This is a genomic window from Mesorhizobium oxytropidicola (assembly GCF_056174625.1).
In genome coordinates, this window is sequence record NZ_CM149692.1 from 897,561 (window position 1) to 921,907 (window position 24,347).

Consider the following 24,347-nt stretch of genomic DNA (forward strand, 5'->3'; position numbering starts at 1 on the left):
ATCCACAAACCAGGGAGAAGACCATGGATCTCTATGTCATCCGCCGCAGGACCGCCTGGGGCAATCCGGTCGAGCTGAAGGCCGCGGCCGAGAAATCCGGCCGCATCGGCAATGAGGAGATGCCCGACCGCGTCCGCTGGATTCGCAGCTACGTGGTCAAGGAGGCCGACGGTCGGCTTGGCACCGTCTGCATCTACCAAGCTCGCGATCCCCAGTCGATCAAGGAGCACGCCAGCCGCGTCGGCATGCCAGCGGACGAGACCCTGCCGGTCATGGACACGGTCATCATTCGCGCCGACCCCGAGAAAGCGGTCGCCTGACCCAGAGAAATTTGGAGCGGCGGCTCCGACCTGGTCGGAGCGTCCGCCGCTCTACCTCACAACCTGACAATGGAGTTCACCATGAGAACGATTGCTCTTTCAGCCGCGTTTCTAGTTGCTGCCGGCACCGCGTTTGCCGCAGGCGGAAGCGACCACTATGGATCCACCAACAGCACCAAGGCGTCTGCCGGCGCCGCCGAGTTCCACACCCAGTCCATCACAGTGCGGAACACGGCCATCATGGGCAGCCATGCCATGGCGACGGGCGACAAGGCGGAAATCCCAACGACGAACAGTATCAAGCCGCAATTTGAGCACTGACGGCAGGCGGCGCATTTTGGAAAGCGGCGGGCTTGCTCGCCGCTTTTTAAGCTGGATTTCCGGACCTTCTTTCGAAAGCAGGAATATTCGAATTCGGTCGTTCAGAGTGAATGGGTTTTGATTCTAATCCAGCGTGCGCCTGAACCGCAACAGCGCGGTGCCGGCGAACACCAGCACGAACACGACCAGCCAGCCGATCTCGGTGGCGATGGCATGGAAGTCGGCGCCCTTCAGCATCACCGCGCGGGTGATGCGCAGGAAATGCGTCAGCGGGAAGATTTCGCCCAGCGCCTGGGCCCAGCCCGGCATGCCGCGATAGGGGAACATGAAGCCCGACAAGAGCAGCGACGGCAGGAAGAAGAAGAAGGTCAGCTGCATCGCCTGCATCTGCGAGCGGGCCATGGTCGAAATGGTGTAGCCGAGCAGCACCAGCGACAGCACGAAGACCAGCACCGACGACAACAGAAGCGTCAGGCTGCCGACGAACGGGATATCGAACAAAAGCTTCGCCGCCACCAGCACCACCGCGACCTGCACCGCGCCGACGACGAGGAAGGGCAGCACCTTGCCCAGCATGATCTCGGCCGGGCTGGACGGCATGGCGAGCAGGTTTTCCATCGTGCCGCGCTCGGTTTCGCGGGTCAGCGCCATGGCCGTCATCATCACCATGGTCATCTGCAGGATGACGCCGAGCAGGCCGGGCACGATGTTGTATTGCGAAATGCCTTCGGGATTGTAGCGCTGGTGCACCACCACCTGCAGCTGCTGCCTGGCATCCTCGGCGGCAGCTGCCTGCATCCCCTGCGCGCGCAGCAGCGCCTGGCTCGCCACCGTGCTCAGCGTGGAAATGGCGCCGCTCGCCGCCGAGGGATCGGTCGCGTCCGCCTCGATCAGGATCTGCGGATTGTCGCCGCGCTCGACACGGCTGGCGAAGTCGGCCGGGATGGTGACGACGAAGGAAACATCGCCGCGTGCCATCAGGAATTCCGCCTCTTCGGCGCTCTCGGTGACATGGTCGAAACGATAGTAGCCCGTCACCTGCAGCGCCGAGACCATGGCCCGCGTATACTGGTCGTTGCTCATCGCCACCAGCGCCGTCGGCAAGCCCTTCGGATCGTTGTTGATGGCAAAGCCGAACAGCACCAGCTGCAGCAGCGGCACGCCGAGCATCATGGCGAAGGTGATGCGGTCACGCCGCATCTGGATGAATTCCTTGATCAGCAGCGCGCCAAGCCGGGCGAAGGAGAAGATGCTGTTCATGCCATGTTGTCCTTCGACCCCGACATGAACTGGATGAAGACGTCCTCGAGGCTGGTTTCGCCCGGCGCGACGGTCACCCCCTTATGCTCCTTCTCGACATCGGCAAGCGCTGCTTCGAGCTTCTTCCGGTCGGAACCGACGACATGCAGCGTGGCGCCGAACGGCGCCACCTGGTCGACACCGGGGCGGCCCTGCAGCTCTTCGGCCACCTTGGCCAGCCGCGGGCCCTGCACCACGAAGGTGGTCAGCCCGGCATTCTTCACCACTTCGGCGACGGTGCCTGTGGCCAGCATCTTGCCGTAGGAGATGTAGCTGATGCGGTGGCAGCGCTCGGCTTCGTCCATATAGTGGGTGGAGACCAGCACGGTGAGCCCGCCGCTGGCGAGGCGATGAATCTCGTCCCAGAATTCGCGCCGCGCCTTCGGGTCGACGCCGGCCGTCGGCTCGTCGAGCAGAAGCAGCTTCGGCTTGTGCATGATGCAGGCGGCGAGCGCCAGTCGCTGCTTCCAGCCGCCGGAGAGCGTGCCGGCCAGCTGGTTGCGGCGCGAGGTCAGGCCGAGCTCTTCCAACGTCCTCGCAACGTACTCGCCTACCGGCTTCAGCTGGTAGAGCCGGGCCACGAATTCGAGGTTCTCGCCGATCGTCAGATCTTCGTAGAACGAGAATTTCTGCGTCATGTAGCCGACTTCGCGCTTGATCCTGAGCGACTCCGTGCGGATGTTGAAGCCCAGCACCGTGCCTTCGCCTTCGTCCGGCGTCAGCAGGCCGCACATGATGCGGATGGTGGTGGTCTTGCCAGAACCGTTCGGCCCGAGGAAGCCGACGATCTCGCCCTCGGCGACCGACATCGTCACATGGTCGACGACGGTCTTGTCGCCGAAGCGCTTGACCAGGCCATGAACGTCAATGGCGTTCATTTTGCCGTTTCCGCAAGATCGACGTCGACGATCTGGCCGGGCTGCAGTGGGCCCGCATCGCCCTCCGGCCGCGCCTCGACGAGATAGACCAGCTTCTGCCGGTTCTCGAGCGAATAGATCACCGGCGGGGTGAATTCGGGATCGGGCGAGACATAGCTGACGCGCGCCTTCACGTCCGGGCCGCAGCCGTCGCAATGAACGCTAAGGAGGCTGCCGATCTTGACCGACGAGAAGGCGGCCTCCGGTATGTAGACGCTGAGCTTCACCGCGCCGTCAGGCAGGATCGAGATGACCGGCGCGGTCGGGCCGGCCGTGTCGCCGGGATTGCGGATGACGTCGTTGACGCGGCCGGGCGAGGGTGCGGCGAGCGTGCGCTTGGACAGCCGCCACTGAGCCTGCTCGAGTGCTGCCTGCGCCTGCTTGACCTGATTGTCGGCGGCCTTGATCGTCTCGGCGCGCGCCGGCAGGCCGCCGACCGCGAGATTGGCCTCGGCCTGGCCGACCTGGGCTTCTGCCGTCTCCAGCGTCGCCGAGGCGGTATCGTAATCGGCTTGCGTGCCGGTGCCGCGCTTGAACAGGTCGGCGGCGCGGTCGTATTTGCGCTTGGCATCGTCGGCCTGCGCCTTGGCCATGTCGAGCTGCGCCTTGAGTGCGGCGATTTCTTCCGGCCGTTTGCCGACCTGCAGGTCGGCGAGCTGCGCTTGCGCCTGGGCGAGGCTCGCCTGCGCCTGCGCCACCGCGATCTTGGCGTCGGCGCTTTCCAATGTCACTACGGGCGTGCCCGGCGTGACGCGATCGCCGCGCTTCACGGTAACCGTATCGACCTGTGCCACCTCGATGGGCGCCAGCAGCACATAGTCGCCTTCGACATAGCCGACGGCGAGCGGAGCGGCGGGCGTACAAGCGCCGAAGAGCTGAGCGGCGAGCGGCAAGGAGCAGAGAAAACTCATTTTTTTGATCCACTTGGGGGTTTTGATCCCATTGCGGGTTTTGATCCCATTCGGGCGGCCAGCATGGCGCTGAGATTGTCCGTCGTGACCGCCACGACCTTGGCGGCCTCGGCGGCGCCGATGTCGTGCCAGCCCATGCGGCGCATCACCGCCTCGCGGCCGATGCGGAAATAGATGACCTGGCCGATCAGGGTGAACACGGTGAGCCGGGTCCGCTCGCTTTCGGCCGGCTCGCCGGTCGCCTGCTCCCAGATCAGACACAACCGGCGATGCGTCGGCTCGAACACGCCGTCATAGATGCGGTCGAGCGCGGTCGTCGGATGCGACATCTCGCGCAGCACGAATTGCACGATCTCGCCGGCCCGCGGCTGCGCCAGGATGAAGCCGCCCATCCGCTCCAGCGCCGCGAACAGCTGCGCCCGTGCCGCCTCTGGATCGCTCGCCGGCGCGGCCGGGCCGGTGCCCAGTGCCTGGCCGGCGCCCAGTGCTTGGCCGGCGATTGTCTGGATGGTTTCGACGATATAGTCGGCGGCGGCGGCACGAAGGCCTTCCTTGCCGCCGAAATGATAGGCGATCGAACCGATATTGGCCTGCGCCTCCGCCGCGATTTCGCGGGTCGAGGTGCCGTCGAAACCTTGCCGGCCGAACAGTTTCAGCGCCGCGCGGACGAGAGCGGCACGCGTCAGATCTGCCGGAGAGGTCTCGCGGCGTGGATTTTTGGTGTCAGGCAGCTTGATCATGGCCAGACTTTAATCAATCGATTGATTAAAGTCAACTTGTGTGCAGAGTTGTCTTGCCATCGCCCGCGGCAAACGCTTTAGTGCGCGGCCATGGGCAAGGAAGTCGAGCGCAAGTTCCTGGTCTCCAGCACCGCATGGCGGGGCCTGGTCGAGGCGGATATCCGCATCCTCCAGTTCTATCTCGCCACCGCGCCTGGTCGGACCGTCCGCATCCGCATCAGCGACGGCGTTTCCGCCGAGCTGACGCTCAAATTCGGCAGCAGGGGGCGCGAGCGCGACGAATTCGAATATCCAATCCCGCTTGCCGAGGCGGTGGAGATGCTGGACTTCGCCGTTGGGCGTGTCATCGAGAAGACACGTCACCATGTTAGGCATCGCGGCTATCTCTATGAAGTCGATGTCTTTGGCGGCGCACTCGCGGGACTTGTGGTGGCCGAACTCGAGACTCCGGAGGATGTGCCGGACGAAATGCTGCCTGACTGGCTCGGCCGTGAAGTGACCGGCGAGCAGAAATTCTACAACGCGTCGCTCGCCCTCGGGGGATACCGGAGATCGCCGCATGAGCTTTCGCATCGACCCGCGCCTGCCACTGACCGGCGAGGTCAGACGCATCCTTGGCGAGGAAATCGGCAAGGCACTCCAGCATCTGGATGCGGCACGCAGCCGGCCGGAGCAGGGACTGCACAAATGCCGCAAGCGGCTGAAGAGCGCGCGTGCCTTGCTGCGCCTGGTTCATTCCGGAGACGAAACATTCTGCACGACCGAAAACCAGTGCTACCGCAATGTGGCGGCGCTGCTTGCCGGCCCACGCGAGGCGACAGCGCTGATCGAGACCATCGACCGGCTGGCGGCGGATTTTCCCAAGGAAAGCGCCGATGGCGGGCTCGATGCCGTGCGCGACAGGCTGATCGCCCGTCAGCACGATCTGCATGAAGGCGCCGGCCTCGAAGCGGCGATCGGCGCGGCGACCGCCGCCTGCGAAGACGGCATGAAGCGGATCGAAAGCCTGGCCTTGCCCGACCAGCCGGAACAGGCGGCCGACGTGCTTGCCGAAGGCGCCCGCGTCACCTTGCGCCGCGCCAGGAAGGCGCTCGACAGAGCCGGCGCGCGCGGCGGGGCCGACGATTTCCACGATTTGCGCAAGGCGGCCAAGACGCATGGCATGCACCTTTCGCTGCTGGGCAGGCTGTGGCCGACGCCGATCAAGGCGCGGCGCAAGGCGGTCGACGCACTGGGCGAACGGCTCGGCGAACTGCATGATTTGTTCGTCATGCGCGCGCTGCTCGAGGCCGACGACGAGCCGCTGGGGCCGCGCGAGGACACAAAGCTTCTCGGCAAACTGTTGAAGCGCTCGGAAAAGAGCCTGAGGAAGTCCTGTCTTGCCGAGGCGGCCGAGCTGTTCGGCGACAGCCCCAAGCATTCGACGAAGAAACTCGCCCGCAAGGCGCGCGACGACCTGGCAAGCCCGGCACCGCACGACGAGACGAGCGCTGCCGCCGGCTGACGAAGCGCCGGCGCGCTGGCACTTGCCTACCGGCCCGTGCTAGTCACGCTCTACCATGACCGCGCCCGGCGACACGCTTCTGGATCGACTTGGCCGCTGGCTCGCCGGCCGGCTGCAGGAAGAATCCTCTGGCTATGAGCCCTACACCCCGTCCGACGCCGAGACGCTGCGCCGCACGCTGGAACCCGGCGACATCCTGCTGGTCGAGGGCAACCAGAAGATCTCGGCGGCGATCAAGTACCTCACCCAGTCGACCTGGTCGCACGCGGCCTTCTATGTCGGCGATGCCTTGCCCGAGCCGCAAGACGGATCGGAGCGGCCGCGGCTGATCGAGGTGACGCTCGGCGAAGGCTGCGTGGCGGTACCCCTGTCGCGCTATCGCACCTACAACACCCGCATCTGCCGGGCGAGTGGGCTGGCGCCGGAGGACCGCGATCATGTCGTCGCCTTCATGATCGGCAAGCTTGGCCTGAAATACGACCTCAAGAACATTTTCGACATGCTGCGCTATTTCTTTCCGACGCCGCCGGTGCCGGTGCGCTGGCGCCGCCGCATGCTGGCCTTCGGCTCCGGCGACCCGACGCGGGCCATCTGCTCCTCGCTCATCGCCGAGGCCTATGGCCAGATCCACTACCCGATCCTGCCCGAGATCACCCGCGCGCCCGGCCGCGCTTCGGCACAGTCCACCTACATGCGCAAGGAAATCCTGCACATTCGCCACCACTCGCTCTACACGCCGCGCGACTTCGACCTGTCGCCGTTTTTCCGCATCGTCAAGCCGACGTTGGAATATGGTTTCGACTACCGGCAGATGGTCTGGGACGACAAGGCAAGCACAGACGCCGAAGCCGCAAAGGCTGAAGCAATCGCCTCAGACACGTGATGGCTTCGGCCTGGGTCAGGACATGCCGCTACAGCGCGGCCTATTCGGCCGAGGTGCAGGCGTTTCACATGGCGGCCTTACATCATGCCGAAACCGCAACAGCGCCCTGGTTTTCGGCTCTGCGTTCGACCCAGACATGGACCGGTTCGTCCCGGCCGCGGATGCTCACCGGTCCATGATCGCGCGCATTCAACCGTGTCGCGGGCGATTCCGCCTTCGCGGCCTCAATCAGTCGTGACCCAAAGCAAATATTCGCGTGAAGCTCACGGCAGAGCGCCTGCAAACGGCTGGCGACGTTGACGGTGTCGCCCACCACCGCGAAGGACAGATTGCGTTCGCTGCCGACCGCGCCGATGACGACTGCGCCATATTGTGCACCGATGCGAACGTCCAGCGGCGGATATCCCCTGGACACACGCTGCACATTCCAGTCTTCGAGAGCGGCGATCATCGCTTCAGCGCACTGGATGGCGCGAGTCGCGTCGTCCTGGCTGGCTAGCGGAACCCCGAATGTCGCCATGATGCAATCGCCGATATAGTTATCGACGGTGCCATGGTGATCGAAAACGACCTGCTCCATGCGACGGTGGAACTGACGCAGAAGTTCGAACACCGCTTCGGCCGGATGATCCTCGGAATAGTGTGTGAAGCCGACGATGTCGGCGAACAGCACCGCAATATCCTGCCGGCGGACCGGGCCGAAGGGTTCGTCATCCGTGGCGAGCTGGTCGACGACGTTGGGCGAAAAATGCCGGGCGAGATTGGCGCGGGCGCGCTCTGCCTTGACATAGTCTTCCGACAGACGTCGGGAACGAAAGACGACCAGCGCCATGATCGCGCCGATAATCAGGACAACCAACACGTTGGTCGCCTGCGCGAATGTATCGACGAAATTGGGGTTGAGATAGAGGTTCAGTCGCTCTTTCATCGGCAGCGAATAGAGGTTCGTCGCCGGAATGACGGTTCCTGGGTGAGAAATCACCCATCCCACCCCGATCGTCCACGTGAAGGCCGCGAGCGCGCCGAGATAGAGCGCCAATCGTGTCGAAAGAGTCAGCGCGCCAAGGCATACGAAAATCAGGAGGAATTTGAAGCTGCCCTCGCGCAGTTGCATCGCGGCCGGCGCGACCTCCTGGGAAAACGGGTTGGGCGTTACCAGCAGAATGGTCAACAGAATGATGTCCAGCGTACCGACGAGGTAACCGATCCACCATGGCGCCGTGCGACGGCGCGCAAAGAGAAACTGGATCAGGCCGACGAGCTGGAACAGCACGAGGCCCGCCAGCACGAAGAGCAGTGAGGCATCCCAGCGGCTGATCAATGAAAAGAAGCAGGAGATCACAGCGAGCGATGCCGTACGCGCCCAGAACTGCAAGGCAGCGCCCTGGCGTTCTGCGCGCGCCCGCAAATTTTTCAGGCGCGAATAGCGGCGATGTTCAAGTGTTGGTGCGGTCGGCATAGAATCACTTCGATTTTGCGGGGACGTGTCACGCATTCGGCAATTCCGCCCTCTACAGTCTGGCAAATCAGTCTGCGAATTCTATCATGAATGTTGGTGCCGGATCTGTTCTATCCCAACGCGCCCTACGGGCGCGGTCGGCATCGCTGATCGCATGGCTGGTCCGGCCGGCAGATTGGTGGCGAATGGTGGCGGTCGGCGCCGCCGGAGCGGTGCGCGACAAGCTCAGCCGCCAGATGCAATCCTGCCCGGAATGATTGGTCAGGCCGGCAAGGGACGGCGTCCCTTTGCAGGAGCGGCGGGTTGGGCACCGGCATCACGCGGGTGCGGGCCGATCGGCATGATCGCCGGAAACGGCGTCGCGCCAAAGGCAAACGTAAATTTGTAGCCGGTGAGCCCATCCTCGGGCGTCGTGTGCTGATCGTGATGGGCGAGCAGTTTGGCGCGCTCGGCCAGCTCTTCGGCCTCGCGGCGCACCATCTCCGCCGTCTCCGGCCGCATCCGCCTGGAGAAGCTGACGAAGGTCGCCTCCTTCTCGATATGGGTGATGGCCCAGCCGATGAAATTCTTGTTGGTCATCTCGAACAGCGGCCGCAGCGGGCCCTCGAAATTCCACTGGATCGGCGTCTCGACCAGTAATCTCGCCGAAAGACCCCGGCCAAGCGCGATCAGGCCAAGCTCCTCGAGGTCGCGCAGATAGAGGAACATCGAGGCTTCGCTCAGGCCTTGCGAACGCATGATGCCTTCGGGCGTGAATTTTTCCGACAGCATGACGAAGATGAACAGCAGCGCCGGACGGCCGGCGAGCTTGCGCTCGATCTCCGGCGCGATGTGGTTGACCGGTCCCGGCCCGCGGTTCATCGAGCCGAGCACGTTTTCCAGCTCGACGCCGGCGGCGGTGCAGATCTCCATCAGCCGGTCGAGCTTGCAGTTCTTCTCGTGGAAGATGCGCTTCACCGTCGGCTCGGAAACGCCCATGCGTTCGGCGAGCTCGCGATAGGTAACACCTTTCGCCTTCAGCGTCCGCTTCAGCGCCTCGAAGATCAGACCGTTCATGGCATGCACCTCTTGCCGGCAATTTCGTATCGATATTCGATACTAGCGGTAATCGAGCTTTCGTAAAAGTATCGAAAATCCTAGCTCTGCGCCTGTCATCACAGGAGAACAGCCATGAACCGCCTCATCCTCTCAGCCTTTGCCGCCGCCATCGGCATCGCCGCCGCGCCAGCCACCCAGGCCGGCGAACTCTGGCGCGCCACGGGCCTCGAACAGCCGGAATCGGCGCTGTTCGACGCCGCCAACAATCGCATCATCGTGTCCAACATCGTCGGCAATCCCGGCGAGGCGGACGGCAATGGTTATCTCTCGGTGCTATCCACGGACGGCAAAACGATCACCCAGCACTGGACCGACGGCATGGACGCGCCCAAGGGCATGGCGATATCGGGCGGCAAGCTCTATGTCGCCGACATCACCAAGGTCCGCGTCGTCGATCTCGCCAGCGGCAGGCTGATCGCCAGCATCGTGGTGCCGAATGCCGTCTTCCTCAACGACATGACCTCGGACAGCACAGGCAAGGTCTATGTCAGCGACATGCTGGCCGACACGATCTACCGCATCGACGGCGACCGGCCGGAGCTGTTCGTCAGGGATGCGCAGCTGGCTTCGCCCAACGGCGTCTTCGCCGATGGTGACAGGCTGATCGTCGCCTCCTGGGGCAAGGGCATCAAGCCTGACTTCAGTACGGCGGAGCCGGGCGGGCTGCTGTCGGTCGACCTCGCCAGCAAGGCGATCTCGCCGTTGCCCGGCGCGCAGAAATTCGCCGATCTCGACGGCGTCGTCGCCATCGGCGACACCATCTATGCCACCGCCTACATGACCGGCACGCTCTACCGCTACAAGGCCGGCGGTGCGCCAGAAGCGGTGGCGCATTTCAAGCCGGGCAGCGCCGACATCGGCACCGACGGCAAGTCGATCCTCTACGTGCCGCTGATGAACGAAGGCGAAGTGGCGGCGCTGAAGCTCGATTGAGAGCCGCCGCTTCAGGGCCACTCCACGCGACCCCTTGCTAACAGCCGTGGGATGGACCGTGCTACGACGGTCCATCCCACGGCGATGGTCAAGGAGGTTTGACATGGACGGCCGAGAAATCCGGGCGGCTCTGGATCGCCACTGGGCTGCCTCCGATGCCGACGACTTCGAGACGGAGCACGAGATCTACCGGGAGGATGCGGTGCTCGACTATCCGCAATCGGGCGAGCGCATCCGCGGGCGGCGCAACATCCAGTCGTCGCGCGCCGCGCAGCCGAACCGCAAGCACTTCAGCGTGCGGCGGATCACCGGCGCCGATCACCTCTGGGTCACCGAATATGTCCTGACCTATGACGGGCGGCCGTCCTATACCGTCAGCATCATGGAATTCCTCGACGGCAAGGTGGCCCGCGAGACCCAGTATTTCAGCGACCCGTTCGAGCCGGGACCGTCGCGCGCGCAATGGGTCGAGCGCATACTGTGAGCCGCAGGCCTGATCATCCGCCGATCGCTCGTTCGGAGCTGCCGAACGATACAGTCGCCCTCGCCCGCTTCCTCATCGGCAAGCTGGTGGTGCGCAAACTGCCTGAAGGCATGGTCATCGGCCGCATCGTCGAGACCGAGGCCTATGTCGTCGGCGACGCCGCCGGGCACGGCTACAAGGGCATGACCCCGCGCAACCGTTCGCTGTTTCTCGAGCGTGGCCACGCCTATGTCTATCTCGCCTATGGCGTCTCCATGATGCTCAATGTCTCGAGCGAGATGCAGGGCATCGGCACCGGTGTCCTGATCCGGGCGCTCGAGCCGCTCGAAGGCATCGAAATCATGCGGCAGAACCGCGGCGTCGAGCGCTTGCGCGACCTGGCGCGTGGGCCGGGTCGGCTGGCGGCGGCGCTGCGGATCGATCGTTCGCTCGACGGGCTCGACCTCTGCCAGCGAGGCCCGTTATGGCTGGCGAAGGATGGGCAAAAACCCCTCGAGATCGGGGAGAGCACCAGGATCGGCATTACCAAGGATACCGACCGCCTGCTGCGATTCTACGTCAGGGACAGCCCGTTCGTCAGCGGTCCGAGATCGCTTCAGGAATAAGAGCCAGCTTTCGCAGCGCGGCGCGCTCAGACGGCGATTTGCAGCGTTCCGTAACGCTTTACCTCGGCCTCGATCTCCCTGACCAAAGTCTCGAGCGCGGGGTTCCTGGGGGCGCGGGCGCGCCTGATGACATAGGCGAGGTCCGGAGGCTTGGGGAATTTGTCGTCGACAATTTCCATGTCCGGCTGCAGGTAGCGCTGACTCAAGAGTGCGACGCCGAGCCCGGCGGTCACGCCTGCAATGATCCCGGCTGCGCTGGAGCATTCGAACACGGTCTCCAACACCGTATCCTCGTCCTGCCCGACGTCGATGCCCCAGCGCCGGTAAAAGCAATTCTCATCGAAGGACAGAAACGGCACCGGCTTGCCGGTCGACAGAACCAGATCGCGCGATTTCACCCAATGCAGCGTCTCGCGGAACAGGAGGATGTCGGCGGGGCGGACCTCGTGCTGGAACACCTGGACGATGGCGGCGTCAAGGGCTCCCTGGCTGAGCTGCTCCTGCAACACCAGGCTCATGCGCACCTGCGTGCGGACGCTCACCTCCGGGTGGAGCCGGCGAAACCGGCCAAGAATGCGCGAAAGGTCCGTGCAGGTCGTGTCCTCGGTCATCCCCAGCGCGATCTTGCCTTGCAACGGGCTTTTCGACAGGCTCAGGACCGCCTCGTCATGGATGCCGAGAATGCGCCGCGCATAGCCAAGCAGGTCCTGTCCGGCCGTGGTGAACATCGGCGCGTTTGCTTTCCGGGTGAGGATTTCGCAGTCGAGACTCGTTTCAAGCCTCCTGATCTTGTGGCTGACGGCCGACTGCGACAGGCCGAGAATTTCGGCCGCGCGCGTGACGCCGCCGTGCTTCTCGATCGCGACCAGTGCGCGCAAGGCGTCGACATCCAGGCGGCGGCTCATCAGTCCAGCCATGACAATCCTCGCTCGAAACAAAAACAACGCACCGATTTCTGATCCATAGGCGCCTCACAGGCTAGTTTGTATGCTGGCTCCAGTGGCTATTTCATGATCGTATCGAAATTTGTCATGTGCAAACATGCGCTGGTGTCTTCAATAGTCTGGGCCAACATCGGCCGTGCTCCGCTTCGGGGGCCACGGGCGGGCTTGAACAAAGAGATCCCATGACGCTCCGGCAAACCAGGACCCATCGCCTCGCATGGCCAATGATGGCAACGGCGCTGGTCGTCAGCTGGAGTTCCGGCTTCGTCGGCATCCGCTACGCCAGCGAGAATGCCGACGTCATGCTGGTGCTGTTCTGGCGGACACTGATGTCCGGATTGATCCTCTTGCCATTTGCTCTCCTGATCGGACCGCGCATAAGCGCTCGTGCCTTGGTCCAGCAGATGGTCTTCGGCGTGGCGATGATGTTCCTCTATCTCGGCGGGTTCGCGCTTGCCATCGGTCAGCGCGTGCCGACCGGCCTTGTCGCGCTGATTTCCGATCTTGTGCCGCTCGCCATCGCGGCCTTGTCGCAGCCGGTGCTGGGACACCGGTTGACCGGGAGACAATGGATCGGAACGGCTCTCGGCGTGACGGGCGTTCTCGATCGTCTCGCTGGACAGCCTGGCCCTCGGGACGGCCCCGGCCTGGGCATATGCGTTGACAGTCGCTTCCATGATGGTCCTGGCGCTGGCAACCCTGGTGCAGAAGCGGATGGGGACGATCAATATGCCCATCCATCAGAGCCTGTGCATTCAATGCCTGACGGCGGCGATCCCTTTCGCCGCTTGCGCCGGATGGAATGGCGGGCTGATGCCACCCCTCGATGCCCGGTTCGAATTCGGCATCGCCTGGCTGGTGCTGTTTTCGACCTTCTTCTGCTACGGCACGTATTATGCAAGCCTGCGCCTCTACACCGCCTCACAGGTCAGCAGCGTGATCTATCTCAGCCCACCGGTGACGATGCTCTGGGGCTGGTCGCTGTTCGGCGAGCCGCTTTCGAAGGCGATGTTGGTTGGCCTTGCGGTGACACTGTTCGGCGTCTGGTTCACCTCGTCAGGCAGGGCAGCATTGAAGGACTTTCAGCCCAGTCAGCAGCATATCGGCTAATCCCCGAGGCGAAATCGGCCTTACGATTGATCGCGATCCACGCCGGCGTCGCTTCACGCATGGACAATCACAGGAGGCAAACCCATGAAGCTCACAGATTTCAAAGCCCTGACTTTCGACTGCTATGGCACTCTGATCGATTGGGAATCCGGCATGATCGACGGCCTGAAACCGCTGACCGAACAGGCGGCCCGCAGCTTGAGCCGCAACGACATTCTGGAGGCGCACGCCCGGCACGAAGCCAGCCAGCAGAAATGGACGCCGGGCAAACGCTACCGCGACCTTCTGCCGATCGTTTACAAGCGACTTGCGGAGGAGTGGGGTGTCATCGTCACTCCTGAGGAATGCGTGGCGTATGGCGAAAGCGTGAAGGATTGGCCGGCTTTTGCCGACTCCGCGGAAGCCTTGCAGTACCTCAAAAAGCACTACAAGCTGATCATCCTCTCCAACGTCGACAACAAAAGCTTCTCGTTCAGCAACAAGAAGCTCGGCGTGGATTTCGAAGCGATCTATACGGCGGAAGATATCGGCTCCTACAAGCCTTCCGACCGGAACTTCGACTATATGCTCGAGAAGCTCGGTACGATCGGGATAGAGAAGCGAGAGATCCTGCACACCGCGGAAAGCATGTTCCACGATCACGCTCCCGCCAACCGCTTCGGCCTGACATCGTGCTGGATCTATCGCCGGCATGCGGATCAGGGCTTCGGCGCCACGATGAACCCCGGCGACGTACCGACGGTGGATTTCCGCTTCGACAGCATGGCCGACCTGGCGAAGGCGCACGCGGAAGAATTGCGGGAGCTGACATCTGAACCGCCACCTAGTGCGTGACAGCACGCGCCGGCGTCCCCGCCAGTTGCGCCCGCGCGTCCTTGATCGACGCGGCGTAGGTGACCAGTGGCCGCTTGACGCCGTGGTTGATCAGCATCCGTCGTATTTGCGGCGCCGCACCCGCTATGACGAAGCGGACCCCGGCGCGGCTCGCCTTGCGGGCCGCGCTTTCGATGACATTGGCCGCCGTCGAATCGAAGAGCGGCACGGCGGAACAGTCGAGGATGAAATTCCTGCGCTGGTCGGCGATGCGATCGAGCACGCTGCCGACGGTGGAGGCGGCGCCGAAGAAGAAGGCGCCCGAAATGCGGTAGACGACGGTGTCGGCGTCGCTCGCCTCGCTGGCGTCATAGGCGCCGGCGGCGTTGACGCTGTCGGCGACATCGTCCTGCAGCAGATCCGCCTCGACCGCGACGGACTTCGCCATGCGGTCGATGAACAGGATCGAGCCAAGCGCGAAGCCGACGACGATGCCTTCAGTCAGGTCGCGGAAGACGACGATCAGGAAGGTCGCCATCAGCACCAGCGCATCGCCGCGCGACGCACGCAACAGCGTCGCAAAAGCCTGCTTCTCGAACATGTTCCAGCAGACGACCGCAAGCACGCCAGCCAGGGCGGCGAGCGGGATGTAGCTGGCGAGCGGCGCGGCCACCAGCATCAGCACGAGCAGGATCGCCGAATGGACCATGCCCGAGACTGGCCCATGCGCACCGGCGCGCACATTGGTGGCGGTGCGGGCGATGGTGCCGGTGGCGCAGATGCCGCCGAACAAGGCGGACGCGATGTTGGCGAAGCCCTGCGCCACCAGCTCGCAATTGGAGCGGTGCCGCCGGCCCGTCATGCCGTCGGCGACGACGGCCGACAGCAGCGATTCAATGGCGCCGAGCAGCGCGAAGGCGATGGCGTCCGGCAGAACCTCGATCATCCTGCTGAGGCTGATTGGGGGGAGGCCGGGCCATTGCAGGCTGCGCGGGATGCCGCCATAGCGCGTGCCGATCGTCTCGGCCGGCAGCGCAAACAGCGCCACGACGAGCGAGGCGAGCCCGATGGCGACCAGCATGGCCGGCCATTTCGGCCGCGAGCGCTTCAAGAAGGCGATGGTGGCGATGGTGAGCAGCGCCACGAAGGTCGCGGCGGGATTGATCGTGCCGGCCGCTTGGCCAAGCGCGATCAGCTTCGGCACGAACGGTCCGGGCTCCTTGCCCGGCAGGGTCAGGCCGAACAGTTCGGCGATCTGGCCGGAGAAGATGATTACGGCAATGCCGGCGGTGAAGCCGACGGTGACCGGATAGGGGATGAACTTGATGTAGGTGCCGAGCCTGAGGTAGCCGATGGCAAGCAGGAAGACGCCGGCCATCATCGTTGCCAGGAGCAGGCCATCGACACCGACACGCGCCACCGTGGCCGCCACCAGCACGATGAAGGCGCCGGCCGGGCCACCGATCTGGAAGCGGCTGCCACCGAGCGCGGAGATGATGAAGCCGCCGACGATGGAGGTGTAGAGACCGCGCTCCGGCGTCACGCCGGAGGCGATGGCGATCGCCATCGACAGCGGCAGCGCAACGATGGCGACGGTCAGCCCGGCCATGAAGTCGGCCTTGATCTGCGGCAGGTGGTAGCCCTCGCGCCAGACCGTCACCAGCTTGGGCGTGAACAATTCGGAAAATGTCGGCTTTGCCGACCCTTGGGCCGACCCTTGGGCCGATTTTTGGCCCGGCTTATGAGCCGGTTGATGCACTGCCCGCCGTGTCTGATCCATGGACTGCCTTCCGCACATGAAAGGCGGCGGGATCGTCGGCAGGACTGTCGGCGGTCGCCGTCGCGACTTATGCCGGCTCAGCCTTGGGGTCTGGCGGCACGGCGGGCTTGAGGCGCACGCCCCTGCCGCCGCGCTCGCTGGCCTGGTTCTCGCCGATCAACTCCACCCCGGCCTCGTCGAGCGCCTGGATGACCTTCATCAGCGTATCGACCACGCCGCGGACCACGCCATCGCTCGCTTCCATGCGCTGGATGGTCGGAAGCGAAACGCCTGCGCGCTCGGCGAGCGTCTTCTGGTCGATGCCGGCCAAGGCCCTTGCGGCACGCATCTGCGCGGCAGTGATCATCGGCCGGACCCCATGTCTGAGTCTGCAGGAATAACGTATAATACCATTATCATGATGTTTCAAGCATCAGTATGAATGTTTTAGGCGTAAGCGCCTTGGCCTGATTGTCCATTTTTTCCGATACTTCCCGAGGATTGCAAGGTAGAGCAATTCCAGGAAAAGTGTGAAACGGTTTTCCGTCCGGAATTGCGTCAAAACAAAGAGTTAGAGTAATTCGCCGTTTCCGCGAAACGGCGAATTACTCTAGGGTGTTGTCCATCTGGGCAGGGGGTGACGCGGTTGAATATTTTCAAGGCCTTAATGACATCGGCATGCTTGCTGTCGATGGCTCTGGCACTGGCAGGCTGTGGCGGACACCTCATCAACAGATTGATCTGAGCGCAAGCCCGAGGAGCGCGGTCAGGCACCATCAGGCATCGTCGCTCACCACCTTGCGCCGCTGCAGAAGCCGCGCCACCAACCAGCACAGCATCGCCCAGGCGAAGCCCGCGCACCAGCCGGCCAGCACATCGGACGGCCAGTGGACGCCGAGATAGATGCGGCTGACGCCGACCAGCACCGTCGTCAGCACGGCGAGCGACAAGACGTAGATCTTCGTCGCCCGGCCATGCACGAAGCGCGCCGCCAGCGAACCGAGCGTGAGATAGGTCACCGCCGACAGCATGGCGTGGCCGCTCGGGAAGGAAAGCGACGTCTCGCTGACCAGATGCGAAACGAGCTCGGGCCGCGGCCGGTCGACGCCGACCTTCAGCAGGCTCGACAGAACCTGGCCGCCGGCCACCGCCACGAAGATGAGAAGCGCGGTCCCGGGCCGACGGATCAACATGAGATAGATGATCGTCGCCGCCATGATCAGCACCAGCACGCTGGTGCTGCCGAGGCTGGTGATGTCGCGCATCGCGCCTTCCAGCCATGGCGGACCAATCGGGATTCCTGGTTGACCGACCTGACGGAAGGCAAGCAGGATCTCCGTGTCGAAGGCGTGCGGGGCGGTGGCGCGCGCCACCTCCATCAGTTCCTCGAAACCCCACAGCCCGCCGGCGAGGACCAGGCCGGCCAGCAGGACAGGGAATTCGATGCGGTTGAGCAAGGTATTTGCGGTGTCTTTCATCGGGCCGGTGTCGCGGTGTTCATCTCGGTTAACGTCCCTGCAGATAGGGCCCGAGCGTGATCAGCGCCACGGCGGCGATCGCCAGCACGATGCCGCTGGCCTGCAGCGCGTTGACGCGCTCACCGAAAAACACCAGCGCCACGACGTTGACCGAGACCAGCTGGATGACCGCCGAGAGGCTGAACGACACCGACATGCCGAATTCGCGGATCAGCCGCAGCATGATCAGATTGCCCAGCGAATAGAGCGCGAGCGTCAAAAGGATCTTGCCCAGGCTCGGCGCCAGTCCCCATTGCTTGGCGGCAGTCGCCGCCAAAAGGAAGATCACCGTCGAAAAGCAAAGTTGCAGCAATCCCGAAAAACTCAACGTCCGTCCCCTTCAAAGCGGCTGCGCCGCATGTGCCGCGGACCTTGTTTCCGAAGCACGCCGAGACGTCAAGCGACCTCGTTCTAACGAAGGCCTTGGCAACGGCAAGACTGAGGCTCAATGTACCGATGTCGCCCGTCTGTCGATGGAGGGGGCGGTCAGGGGCTCATGATTGGTATTCTACGGAACTTGGCGCGGCGCTGGAGCGAGCTTTCTCTTGCTCTGCAATTCCTCGTTGCCGGCGGCTTTGGCCTTCTGGCCGTCATGCTCGTGGTGGGCTCCTGGGTGACGACGCAGATCCGGTATGGCGTCACCCGCAATTCGGCCGCCACGACAGCGCTTTATGTCGACAGCGTGATCGCGCCGCTGCTGCCCGACCTGCGCAAAAGCGAGGAGCTCAGCGACTCCGTCAGACAGGCGCTTGACGAGACGCTCGGCCAGGGCGCGCTCGGCAAGCGGCTGATCTCGTTCAGGCTCTGGCGCCGGGACGGCACCGTGCTCTATGCGAAGGACGCGGCCTTGATCGGCCGCCGCTTCGATATGACCGACAATCTGCGGTCCGCCTTCCAGGGCAACGTCACCGCCCAATTCGATACGTTCGACGAAGACGAAGGCAAGGAGCAGGCCATAGGCGTGCCGTTGCTGGAGATCTACAATCCCGTGCGCGCGCCCTGGTCCGGCGAGGTGGTGGCCGTCACCGAATTCTACGAGATCGCCAGCGATTTCAAGGCCACGCTGGCTTCCGCGCTGCTGTCGAGCTGGCTGGTCGTGGCCGGCACCACCTTGGCGGCGTTTCTGCTCTTGTCGAGCATCGTGCTGCGCGCCAGCCGCACCATTGACGATCAGCGCGGGGCGCTACGCCGCCAGGTGTCGGAGTTGCAGGGCCTGGTGACGCAAAACAGCGCCTTGCGGCAGCGTGTGCAGCGGGCGTCCCGCCGCGCCACCGCACTCAATGAACGATATCTGCGCCGGATCGGCGCCGACCTGCATGACGGACCGGCGCAACTCGTGGCCCTGGCGGCGCTGCGGATGGACAGCCCGGTCTTTTCCGGCGACGGCCATTGGGGCGAAAGCCGCTCGACCGAGGTTGCGATGATCCGCAAGACGCTGGAGGATGCGATGCGCGAAATACGCGGTATCTGCACCGGCCTCGTGCTGCCGCAGATAGAGACGGCCGCCACGATGGACATATTGCGGCTGGCCGTCAACGAACATGAGCGCCGGACGGGAACGTCGGTGGCGCTCACACTGCCCAGGCATTTGCCCGAACCCGGCGCCTCCGAGAAGATCAGCATCTATCGTTTCGTGCAGGAAGGGCTGAACAATGCCTATCGCCACGGGCGGGCCAAGGACCAGGCGGTGCGTGCCGGGATGAAGAGCGGCAGGCTTTTTGTCGAAGTGTCGGATGGCGGGCCGGGCTTCGACCCGGCGCGGGTCGAGGGGCTGGGGCTCGCCGGCCTCAGGGAGCGGGTCGAAAGCATTGGCGGCCAGTTCCAGACCTTGACCGGAGCGCACGGCACGCGATTGGTGATCAGTCTTTCGATTGAGGAGCAAGCATGATTGGGGCCATTCGCATTGCCGTTGTCGACGATCATCCGCTGTTTCGCGAAGGCGTGTCGCGCAGCCTGTCGGAGATCGGAGGTTTCGAGATCGTCGGCGAAGGTGCGACGGCGCAGGATGCCGAACGCATCGCCTCGACGGTGCAGCCCGACATATTGCTGCTCGACATCTCCATGCCGGGCGGCGGCCTGGCCGCGGTTGCAAGCATCCTTGCCGACCATCCCGCACAGAAGATCGTCATGCTGACCGTTTCGGAGGCCAATGCCGATGTAACCAAGGCCCTGAACGCAGGGGTGCAAGGCTATATCCTCAAGGGTGTCGGGTCGCGCGCGCTGGCCGACATCCTGCGCAACGTGGCGGCCGGCGAGAGCTATCTGACGCCGACGCTGTCGGCGCGGCTGCTTTCCGATCTCCAATCGCCGCAACCCGCCGACGGTGTGGCGGACCGGTTGCGGCACCTGACCGAACGACAGACGGAAATCCTGCGGCTGGTGGCGGAAGGGCTCAGCAACAAGGAGGTTGCCTTGCGCCTGGAGCTGCAGGAGAAGACGGTCAAGCACCACATGACCGGGGTGCTGTCGAAACTCCATGTGCGAAACCGCACTGAAGCGGCTCTGATGATGCGCGAGTTGCGCGACCGGGACAGGAACCGCCCCTAGGGCAATTCCAGGCTAGAGCAATTCCAGGAAAAGTGTGAAGCGGCTTTCCCAAGAAAGCGCATAGCGCTTTCTTGGGAATTGCGTCAAAATAATGGGTCAGGCCGTCGCGGAACCGCGCGAGGGCCGGACAAAAACAAGTCACCTCCGCCGGGGGCGGCGGAGGTGACTTGTGAAGCTGGTCGTTGCCTGTTGACCAGCCTCACAAGGCCTTCAGACGGCTGACATCGGCCGGCGTGGCCCGGCGGTCGATGATCGTGCGCCCCAGCGCATCCTTCATCCTGAAACGGCCGTTCTCGATCTTTTCGGTTATGCCGTCGGGATGCGTGACCGTGATCTTGTTGCCGTCTACCTCGACCTTGTCGCCGGTCGTTGCGTTGACATGGCTGGCGCCTTGGTCGTTCTGGCCCTTGCCGGATCCCGTATCGCCGCCACCGTCATCCGTTCCGGAATTGCCGCCGTTTCCATTCCCGTTGCCGTTGTTGCCGCCGCCGCCATTGCCACCGCTGTTGCCGCCGCCATTGCCACCACTGTTGCCGCCGCCATTGCCACCGCCGTTGCCGCCGCCATTGCCACCGCCGTTACCGCCGCCATTGCCACCGCCATTGCCACCGCCTTTGGCAGCCTGTGCGTATGCGGCATCGATTGCAGGGGCGGAGCCGTGCAGGGCAATTCGATAGGGAATAATGGTCAGCGCCAGAGCAGCCGACGAGACGAGCGCAAGCCGGCGACAACGGGCCGTGATCGATCCGTGCATCCTGATCTCCGTCGATTGAGCCGGTGCCCACCCCCAAAGTTGCAGTGCACCCAACAACATCCCCGAAAGATGTAGTGACCGGAAGCGACCTGCGACCGTTGCGGTTGTCCTCCAGGACCTTTGCAAGCGCAAGGTTGGACCAAAGTCTGATGTCGTGCGTGACGGGTCGCCTCGCCTCGGGCATTGGTGCTTGTATGATGTCACGAAAATGTGATCGGCCTGACGTAAGGGGTCGAACAGGCAACAAGCTCCAGCCACTCCAAGCCAGAGGCCCTCATGACCGAACATCGCTCCCCCGACGCCCGATTCCGCACCAGCCTGCTCGAGGAAAACGAAGGACCGGCCATCAACCCCACCGACAACCGCACCATGGGCGATATCATCGCCGCGCGGTTCTCGCGCCGGGGTTTCCTGAAGGGATCACTCGCCGTCTCGGCGATCGCCGCCACCGTCAGCCCGCTGGCCATGATCGCCGCCGACGATGCCCGCGCCGCGGAAGGCTCCGCCTTCAAATTCGACGAGCTCCAGGCCGGCATCGACGACAAGCACCACGTCGCGCCGGGCTATGACGCCGACGTGCTGTTGCGCTGGGGCGATCCGCTGTTTGCCGATTCACCGGAGTTCGACCCGACGAAGCAGTCGGCGCAGGCCCAGGCGAAACAGTTCGGCTACAACAATGACTATGTCGGCTATATCGCGATCGACGGCTCGGCCGAGCACGGGCTGCTGGTGGTCAACCACGAATACACCAACCCGCATCTGATGTTCCCCGGCATCGTTTCGATCGTCGAGAAGGACGGGAAGAAGAAGGCCGAGGTCGCCCCGCTCTCGAAGGAGCAGGTCGATGTCGAGATGGCGGCGCATGGCGGCACCATCGTCGAGATCCGCAAGCAGGGCGGCAAGTGGCAAGTGGTGCGTGACGGCAAGCTCAACCGCCGCATCACCTCCACCACCGAAATGGCGCTCTCCGGTCCGGTCGCCGGCCATGACCGCGTCAAGACCAATGCCGATCCGTCCGGCACCAAGGTGTTCGGCACTTTCAACAATTGCGCCGGCGGCGTCACACCCTGGGGCACCTATGTGATGGCCGAGGAGAACATCCACGGCTATTTCTCCGGCGAACTGCCCGAGGGCCACAAGGAAGCCGCCAACTACAAGCGGCTCGGCATTCCGGAAGGCGCCTATGAATGGGGCGCGCATTACGACCGCTTCAACCTCGCCAAGGAGCCGAACGAACCCAATCGCTTCGGCTGGATCGTCGAGGTCGACGTCAACGATCCGACCTCGACGCCGAGGAAGCGCACCGCCATGGGGCGCTTCAAGCATGAAGGCGCCGAATCGATCGTCGCCAAGGACGGCCGCGTCGTCTTCTATCTCGGCGACGACGAACGCTTCGACTATGTCTACAAATTCGTCACCAAGGGCGCCTTCAACGCCAACGACCATGCCGCCAACAAGGACCTGCTCGACGACGGCACGCTGCATGTCGCCAAATTCGCCGAGGACGGCACGGTCGACTGGCTGCCGATCGTCTTCGGCCAGGGGCCGCTGACGGCGGAAAACGGCTTCGCTGGCCAGGCCGACGTGCTGATCGAGACGCGCCGCGCCGCCGATTTGCTCGGCGCCACCAAGATGGACCGGCCCGAGGACATCCAGCCCAATGGTGTCAACGGCAAGGTCTATGTCATGCTGACCAACAATTCCAAGCGCAAGGCCGACCAGGTCGATGCCGCCAACCCGCGCGCCGAAAATGCCTTCGGCCACATCATCGAGATCACCGAGACCGACGGCGATTTCACCGCCACCAAGGGCAAATGGGAAGTGCTGTTGAAATGCGGCGATCCCTCGGTTGCCGATGTCGGCGCCACCTTCTCGACGGCGACGACGGCCAATGGCTGGTTCGGCATGCCCGACAATTGCGCGGTCGATTCAGCCGGGCGCCTGTGGGTCGCCACCGACGGCCAAGGCCCAAAGGCCACCGGCCGCACCGACGGCCTGTGGGCGGTCGACACCGAAGGGGCCGCGCGGGCGACCTCAAAACTGTTCTTCCGCGTGCCGATCGGCGCGGAAATGTGCGGCCCGCTGTTTGCGCCCGACGACCAGACCGCCTTCGTCGCCGTCCAGCATCCGGGCGATGGCGGCGAGGATCGGGACGGTTTTGGCCGCCCGTCCTACTACGAGGATCCGTCGACACGCTGGCCCGACTTCAAGCCCGACATGCCGGTGCGGCCGTCGGTCGTCGCCATCACCAGGCAAGGCGGTGGCAAGATCGCGGTCTGATCTCAGGCGCCGGCTTGCAGCCTTGGGAGGGGGTTCGGTTCCCGAATGCCCCTCCTTCGGCATGAAGCCTATTCAAGCTCCGGGAAAGACTGGCAATTTACAGGTGGCGCCCTAACTCCTCCTTCAGGAGACCGCCATGTCGAAGTCCGTCTATGATCGTGGCCTGCTCAAGCCCGCCGAAATCGCCAGGCTGCAGCGCGTCTTTGACGAAGCCTGCCTCAAGCGCGAAGCCCACCCCGATTCGCCGCAAGCGCGCGAAATCGCCCTGACCCTGCTTGCGCTCCACAATGCCGGCATGGTCGACGAGGCGATGCTGACGGACGCCGTCGGTTTCCGCCGGCTGGAGCCGAAATCGGCGTGAGATAACGCTTCATTCCGCGGACGTTTGGCTGTCGGTGGGCGGCACGATGGTGGGCGCAACCGGACCGGCGCCCTTAGCGTGGCCGATCACCCATCCCAGCACCACGACGATCAGCCCGAAGGAAAACAGGATTTCGGCAATGGTCGCGATCTTCGCCGTCATCGTCAGTGGTTTGATGTCACCGTAGCCGACGGTCGCCATTGTGACCGCGCTGAAGTAGATACAGTCGACAATTGTTGCCGCGGACGGCACGAAGATAAGCTTGTCGAACCAGTTGACCCAGGGCGACCAGCCGCCCTCCGGCATCGGGCGCAGGAGCCCATCATAGGCGACGCCGTCGGTTAACAGGGCGATGTAGTAGTGAACCGCCGCGAAGAAGATCATCGTGGTCGCAACGAGCTGCAGCACCTGGAAGACCGGCCGCGCAAAACTTCTGAGTTGCGACGCCGACAGGAAGCTGACGAATGTGACGTAGAGGTAGTGGGCCGCGACGATAAGTGTGAGCGGGCCCCAGAGGAAAATCACGGTGAAGGGAAGTACGATGTTGAGCTTTGCGTCAGGCTCAAGACCGCGCCACAGGAAGTCGACAAGGCTGGAGACCACGACGACGCAACAAACCAGCAAGAACGCGACCAGACCGACATAGAGTGCTGCAAGTGGCACAAGCGAGATGGGATGCCGGCTAACGAAATCCAGATAGGCTCGATGGCGATCCCGCGCGGAATGCCATTTTTTGCTTATCCACCGGCCCGCAGCCATAGAGGAGTACCTCCGCTTCCCCGGCAGAA

Annotated in this window: 25 protein-coding genes and 2 pseudogenes; 14 read left to right on the plus strand and 13 right to left on the minus strand. The window is 63.8% G+C overall.

Features of this window, described 5'->3' with window-relative positions; genetic code table 11:
• Positions 1-23: 23 nt before the first annotated feature.
• Together AC0V8S_RS04360 and AC0V8S_RS04365 are read left to right on the plus strand one after the other, a co-directional pair.
• Positions 24-320 carry a nickel-binding protein gene (locus AC0V8S_RS04360; RefSeq protein WP_475436938.1) on the plus strand — a complete coding sequence of 99 codons (297 nt, stop codon included), beginning with the start codon at positions 24-26 and terminating at the stop codon, positions 318-320.
• 81 nt (positions 321-401) lie between these two features.
• Positions 402-641, plus strand: a complete 240-nt coding sequence (locus AC0V8S_RS04365) for a hypothetical protein (RefSeq protein ID WP_183464506.1) — start codon at positions 402-404, stop codon at positions 639-641.
• A 123-nt stretch (positions 642-764) separates the two neighbouring features.
• Here AC0V8S_RS04365 and AC0V8S_RS04370 read toward each other — a convergent pair whose 3' ends face one another.
• From AC0V8S_RS04370 to AC0V8S_RS04385, 4 genes are read right to left on the minus strand one after another with little or no spacing between them, the layout of a single operon-like run.
• Positions 765-1,901, minus strand: coding sequence for an ABC transporter permease (locus AC0V8S_RS04370; protein WP_183464505.1), 1,137 nt, complete (start codon positions 1,899-1,901; stop codon positions 765-767).
• Positions 1,898-2,818 (minus strand): ABC transporter ATP-binding protein, encoded by a 921-nt coding sequence (locus tag AC0V8S_RS04375; protein ID WP_475436939.1) that lies wholly within the window; start codon positions 2,816-2,818, stop codon positions 1,898-1,900. Before AC0V8S_RS04375 ends, AC0V8S_RS04370 begins: the two co-directional genes overlap by 4 nt.
• Entirely contained in the window at positions 2,815-3,768 is a 954-nt protein-coding gene (locus tag AC0V8S_RS04380) for an HlyD family secretion protein (RefSeq protein WP_475436940.1), read from the minus strand. Before AC0V8S_RS04380 ends, AC0V8S_RS04375 begins: the two co-directional genes overlap by 4 nt.
• Complete coding sequence (locus tag AC0V8S_RS04385) at positions 3,765-4,508, minus strand: CerR family C-terminal domain-containing protein (protein ID WP_475436941.1); 744 nt, start codon at positions 4,506-4,508, stop codon at positions 3,765-3,767. Before AC0V8S_RS04385 ends, AC0V8S_RS04380 begins: the two co-directional genes overlap by 4 nt.
• 90 nt (positions 4,509-4,598) lie before the next feature.
• On the opposite strand from AC0V8S_RS04385, the pseudogene AC0V8S_RS04390 reads away from it, so the two are divergent.
• From AC0V8S_RS04390 to AC0V8S_RS04400, 3 genes and pseudogenes are all read left to right on the plus strand, one after another.
• A pseudogene (locus tag AC0V8S_RS04390) lies at positions 4,599-5,071 on the plus strand (CYTH domain-containing protein).
• A complete protein-coding gene (locus tag AC0V8S_RS04395) occupies positions 5,068-6,012 on the plus strand; it encodes a CHAD domain-containing protein (RefSeq protein WP_475436942.1) in 945 nt (314 codons plus the stop codon). Before AC0V8S_RS04390 ends, AC0V8S_RS04395 begins: the two are co-directional and overlap by 4 nt.
• A 55-nt stretch (positions 6,013-6,067) precedes the next feature.
• Complete coding sequence (locus AC0V8S_RS04400; protein ID WP_475436943.1) at positions 6,068-6,895, plus strand: C40 family peptidase; 828 nt, start codon at positions 6,068-6,070, stop codon at positions 6,893-6,895.
• A gap of 82 nt (positions 6,896-6,977) precedes the next feature.
• On the opposite strand, the gene AC0V8S_RS04405 is transcribed toward AC0V8S_RS04400, so the two are convergent.
• Positions 6,978-8,354 carry an adenylate/guanylate cyclase domain-containing protein gene (locus AC0V8S_RS04405; protein ID WP_475436944.1) on the minus strand — a complete coding sequence of 459 codons (1,377 nt, stop codon included), beginning with the start codon at positions 8,352-8,354 and terminating at the stop codon, positions 6,978-6,980.
• A gap of 261 nt (positions 8,355-8,615) precedes the next feature.
• Positions 8,616-9,410: a helix-turn-helix domain-containing protein gene (locus AC0V8S_RS04410; RefSeq protein ID WP_475436945.1), complete on the minus strand. Its 795-nt coding sequence runs from the start codon at positions 9,408-9,410 to the stop codon at positions 8,616-8,618.
• 114 nt (positions 9,411-9,524) lie between these two features.
• Between AC0V8S_RS04410 and AC0V8S_RS04415 the strand changes: the two genes are divergently transcribed.
• The 3 genes from AC0V8S_RS04415 to AC0V8S_RS04425 all read left to right on the plus strand — a co-directional run bounded on the left by AC0V8S_RS04415 (position 9,525) and on the right by AC0V8S_RS04425 (position 11,474).
• Positions 9,525-10,385 carry an SMP-30/gluconolactonase/LRE family protein gene (locus AC0V8S_RS04415; RefSeq protein WP_475436946.1) on the plus strand — a complete coding sequence of 287 codons (861 nt, stop codon included), beginning with the start codon at positions 9,525-9,527 and terminating at the stop codon, positions 10,383-10,385.
• Between the two features lie 103 nt (positions 10,386-10,488).
• The gene (locus tag AC0V8S_RS04420) at positions 10,489-10,869 is read left to right on the plus strand and encodes a nuclear transport factor 2 family protein (RefSeq protein WP_475436947.1); all 381 of its coding nucleotides are present in this window, start codon (positions 10,489-10,491) and stop codon (positions 10,867-10,869) included.
• Positions 10,848-11,474 (plus strand): DNA-3-methyladenine glycosylase, encoded by a 627-nt coding sequence (locus tag AC0V8S_RS04425; protein ID WP_475436948.1) that lies wholly within the window; start codon positions 10,848-10,850, stop codon positions 11,472-11,474. The genes AC0V8S_RS04420 and AC0V8S_RS04425 overlap by 22 nt, the downstream gene beginning before the upstream one ends.
• 26 nt (positions 11,475-11,500) lie before the next feature.
• Here the strand turns inward: AC0V8S_RS04425 and AC0V8S_RS04430 are convergent, their stop codons facing one another.
• Positions 11,501-12,391: a LysR family transcriptional regulator gene (locus AC0V8S_RS04430; protein ID WP_475436949.1), complete on the minus strand. Its 891-nt coding sequence runs from the start codon at positions 12,389-12,391 to the stop codon at positions 11,501-11,503.
• 209 nt (positions 12,392-12,600) lie between these two features.
• On the opposite strand from AC0V8S_RS04430, the pseudogene AC0V8S_RS04435 reads away from it, so the two are divergent.
• Together AC0V8S_RS04435 and AC0V8S_RS04440 are read left to right on the plus strand one after the other, a co-directional pair.
• Positions 12,601-13,528 (plus strand): annotated as a pseudogene (locus AC0V8S_RS04435) (DMT family transporter).
• A gap of 84 nt (positions 13,529-13,612) precedes the next feature.
• Positions 13,613-14,362, plus strand: coding sequence for a haloacid dehalogenase type II (locus tag AC0V8S_RS04440; protein ID WP_475436950.1), 750 nt, complete (start codon positions 13,613-13,615; stop codon positions 14,360-14,362).
• On the opposite strand, the gene AC0V8S_RS04445 is transcribed toward AC0V8S_RS04440, so the two are convergent.
• The 4 genes from AC0V8S_RS04445 to AC0V8S_RS04460 all read right to left on the minus strand — a co-directional run bounded on the left by AC0V8S_RS04445 (position 14,352) and on the right by AC0V8S_RS04460 (position 17,945).
• Positions 14,352-16,121: a SulP family inorganic anion transporter gene (locus AC0V8S_RS04445; protein ID WP_475436951.1), complete on the minus strand. Its 1,770-nt coding sequence runs from the start codon at positions 16,119-16,121 to the stop codon at positions 14,352-14,354. The genes AC0V8S_RS04440 and AC0V8S_RS04445 overlap by 11 nt on opposite strands.
• Positions 16,122-16,188: 67 nt before the next feature.
• Entirely contained in the window at positions 16,189-16,467 is a 279-nt protein-coding gene (locus AC0V8S_RS04450) for a helix-turn-helix domain-containing protein (RefSeq protein ID WP_013528670.1), read from the minus strand.
• 409 nt (positions 16,468-16,876) lie between these two features.
• Complete coding sequence (locus tag AC0V8S_RS04455; protein ID WP_475436952.1) at positions 16,877-17,578, minus strand: phosphatase PAP2 family protein; 702 nt, start codon at positions 17,576-17,578, stop codon at positions 16,877-16,879.
• 28 nt (positions 17,579-17,606) lie between these two features.
• A complete protein-coding gene (locus AC0V8S_RS04460) occupies positions 17,607-17,945 on the minus strand; it encodes a hypothetical protein (RefSeq protein WP_475436953.1) in 339 nt (112 codons plus the stop codon).
• A gap of 168 nt (positions 17,946-18,113) precedes the next feature.
• On the opposite strand from AC0V8S_RS04460, the gene AC0V8S_RS04465 reads away from it, so the two are divergent.
• Positions 18,114-19,505, plus strand: a complete 1,392-nt coding sequence (locus AC0V8S_RS04465; RefSeq protein WP_183464490.1) for a sensor histidine kinase — start codon at positions 18,114-18,116, stop codon at positions 19,503-19,505.
• Complete coding sequence (locus AC0V8S_RS04470) at positions 19,502-20,164, plus strand: response regulator (protein WP_183464489.1); 663 nt, start codon at positions 19,502-19,504, stop codon at positions 20,162-20,164. Before AC0V8S_RS04465 ends, AC0V8S_RS04470 begins: the two co-directional genes overlap by 4 nt.
• 199 nt (positions 20,165-20,363) lie before the next feature.
• Here the strand turns inward: AC0V8S_RS04470 and AC0V8S_RS04475 are convergent, their stop codons facing one another.
• Positions 20,364-20,918, minus strand: a complete 555-nt coding sequence (locus AC0V8S_RS04475) for a hypothetical protein (protein WP_475436954.1) — start codon at positions 20,916-20,918, stop codon at positions 20,364-20,366.
• A gap of 276 nt (positions 20,919-21,194) precedes the next feature.
• Between AC0V8S_RS04475 and AC0V8S_RS04480 the strand changes: the two genes are divergently transcribed.
• Together AC0V8S_RS04480 and AC0V8S_RS04485 are read left to right on the plus strand one after the other, a co-directional pair.
• Positions 21,195-23,198 (plus strand): PhoX family protein, encoded by a 2,004-nt coding sequence (locus AC0V8S_RS04480; RefSeq protein ID WP_475436955.1) that lies wholly within the window; start codon positions 21,195-21,197, stop codon positions 23,196-23,198.
• Between the two features lie 136 nt (positions 23,199-23,334).
• Positions 23,335-23,559, plus strand: coding sequence for a hypothetical protein (locus tag AC0V8S_RS04485; protein ID WP_183464486.1), 225 nt, complete (start codon positions 23,335-23,337; stop codon positions 23,557-23,559).
• Positions 23,560-23,568: 9 nt separating this feature from the next.
• Here AC0V8S_RS04485 and AC0V8S_RS04490 read toward each other — a convergent pair whose 3' ends face one another.
• A complete protein-coding gene (locus AC0V8S_RS04490) occupies positions 23,569-24,318 on the minus strand; it encodes a potassium channel family protein (RefSeq protein WP_183464485.1) in 750 nt (249 codons plus the stop codon).
• Positions 24,319-24,347: the final 29 nt, after the last annotated feature.

Excerpts from the sequence above, each read along its gene's own strand:
- AC0V8S_RS04470 (WP_183464489.1), top strand. The coding sequence starts at position 19,502 with ATGATTGGGGCCATTCGCATTGCCGTTGTCGACGATCATCCGCTGTTT.
- AC0V8S_RS04385 (WP_475436941.1), bottom strand. The coding sequence starts at position 4,508 with ATGATCAAGCTGCCTGACACCAAAAATCCACGCCGCGAGACCTCTCCG.
- AC0V8S_RS04405 (WP_475436944.1), bottom strand. The coding sequence starts at position 8,354 with ATGCCGACCGCACCAACACTTGAACATCGCCGCTATTCGCGCCTGAAA.
- AC0V8S_RS04455 (WP_475436952.1), bottom strand. The coding sequence starts at position 17,578 with ATGAAAGACACCGCAAATACCTTGCTCAACCGCATCGAATTCCCTGTC.
- AC0V8S_RS04480 (WP_475436955.1), top strand. The coding sequence starts at position 21,195 with ATGACCGAACATCGCTCCCCCGACGCCCGATTCCGCACCAGCCTGCTC.
- AC0V8S_RS04395 (WP_475436942.1), top strand. The coding sequence starts at position 5,068 with ATGAGCTTTCGCATCGACCCGCGCCTGCCACTGACCGGCGAGGTCAGA.
- AC0V8S_RS04420 (WP_475436947.1), top strand. The coding sequence starts at position 10,489 with ATGGACGGCCGAGAAATCCGGGCGGCTCTGGATCGCCACTGGGCTGCC.
- AC0V8S_RS04465 (WP_183464490.1), top strand. The coding sequence starts at position 18,114 with ATGATTGGTATTCTACGGAACTTGGCGCGGCGCTGGAGCGAGCTTTCT.
- AC0V8S_RS04400 (WP_475436943.1), top strand. The coding sequence starts at position 6,068 with ATGACCGCGCCCGGCGACACGCTTCTGGATCGACTTGGCCGCTGGCTC.
- AC0V8S_RS04430 (WP_475436949.1), bottom strand. The coding sequence starts at position 12,391 with ATGGCTGGACTGATGAGCCGCCGCCTGGATGTCGACGCCTTGCGCGCA.
- AC0V8S_RS04445 (WP_475436951.1), bottom strand. The coding sequence starts at position 16,121 with ATGGATCAGACACGGCGGGCAGTGCATCAACCGGCTCATAAGCCGGGC.
- AC0V8S_RS04415 (WP_475436946.1), top strand. The coding sequence starts at position 9,525 with ATGAACCGCCTCATCCTCTCAGCCTTTGCCGCCGCCATCGGCATCGCC.
- AC0V8S_RS04440 (WP_475436950.1), top strand. The coding sequence starts at position 13,613 with ATGAAGCTCACAGATTTCAAAGCCCTGACTTTCGACTGCTATGGCACT.
- AC0V8S_RS04485 (WP_183464486.1), top strand. The coding sequence starts at position 23,335 with ATGTCGAAGTCCGTCTATGATCGTGGCCTGCTCAAGCCCGCCGAAATC.
- AC0V8S_RS04410 (WP_475436945.1), bottom strand. The coding sequence starts at position 9,410 with ATGAACGGTCTGATCTTCGAGGCGCTGAAGCGGACGCTGAAGGCGAAA.
- AC0V8S_RS04475 (WP_475436954.1), bottom strand. The coding sequence starts at position 20,918 with ATGCACGGATCGATCACGGCCCGTTGTCGCCGGCTTGCGCTCGTCTCG.
- AC0V8S_RS04365 (WP_183464506.1), top strand. The coding sequence starts at position 402 with ATGAGAACGATTGCTCTTTCAGCCGCGTTTCTAGTTGCTGCCGGCACC.
- AC0V8S_RS04360 (WP_475436938.1), top strand. The coding sequence starts at position 24 with ATGGATCTCTATGTCATCCGCCGCAGGACCGCCTGGGGCAATCCGGTC.
- AC0V8S_RS04370 (WP_183464505.1), bottom strand. The coding sequence starts at position 1,901 with ATGAACAGCATCTTCTCCTTCGCCCGGCTTGGCGCGCTGCTGATCAAG.
- AC0V8S_RS04490 (WP_183464485.1), bottom strand. The coding sequence starts at position 24,318 with ATGGCTGCGGGCCGGTGGATAAGCAAAAAATGGCATTCCGCGCGGGAT.
- AC0V8S_RS04375 (WP_475436939.1), bottom strand. The coding sequence starts at position 2,818 with ATGAACGCCATTGACGTTCATGGCCTGGTCAAGCGCTTCGGCGACAAG.
- AC0V8S_RS04380 (WP_475436940.1), bottom strand. The coding sequence starts at position 3,768 with ATGAGTTTTCTCTGCTCCTTGCCGCTCGCCGCTCAGCTCTTCGGCGCT.
- AC0V8S_RS04425 (WP_475436948.1), top strand. The coding sequence starts at position 10,848 with ATGGGTCGAGCGCATACTGTGAGCCGCAGGCCTGATCATCCGCCGATC.
- AC0V8S_RS04450 (WP_013528670.1), bottom strand. The coding sequence starts at position 16,467 with ATGATCACTGCCGCGCAGATGCGTGCCGCAAGGGCCTTGGCCGGCATC.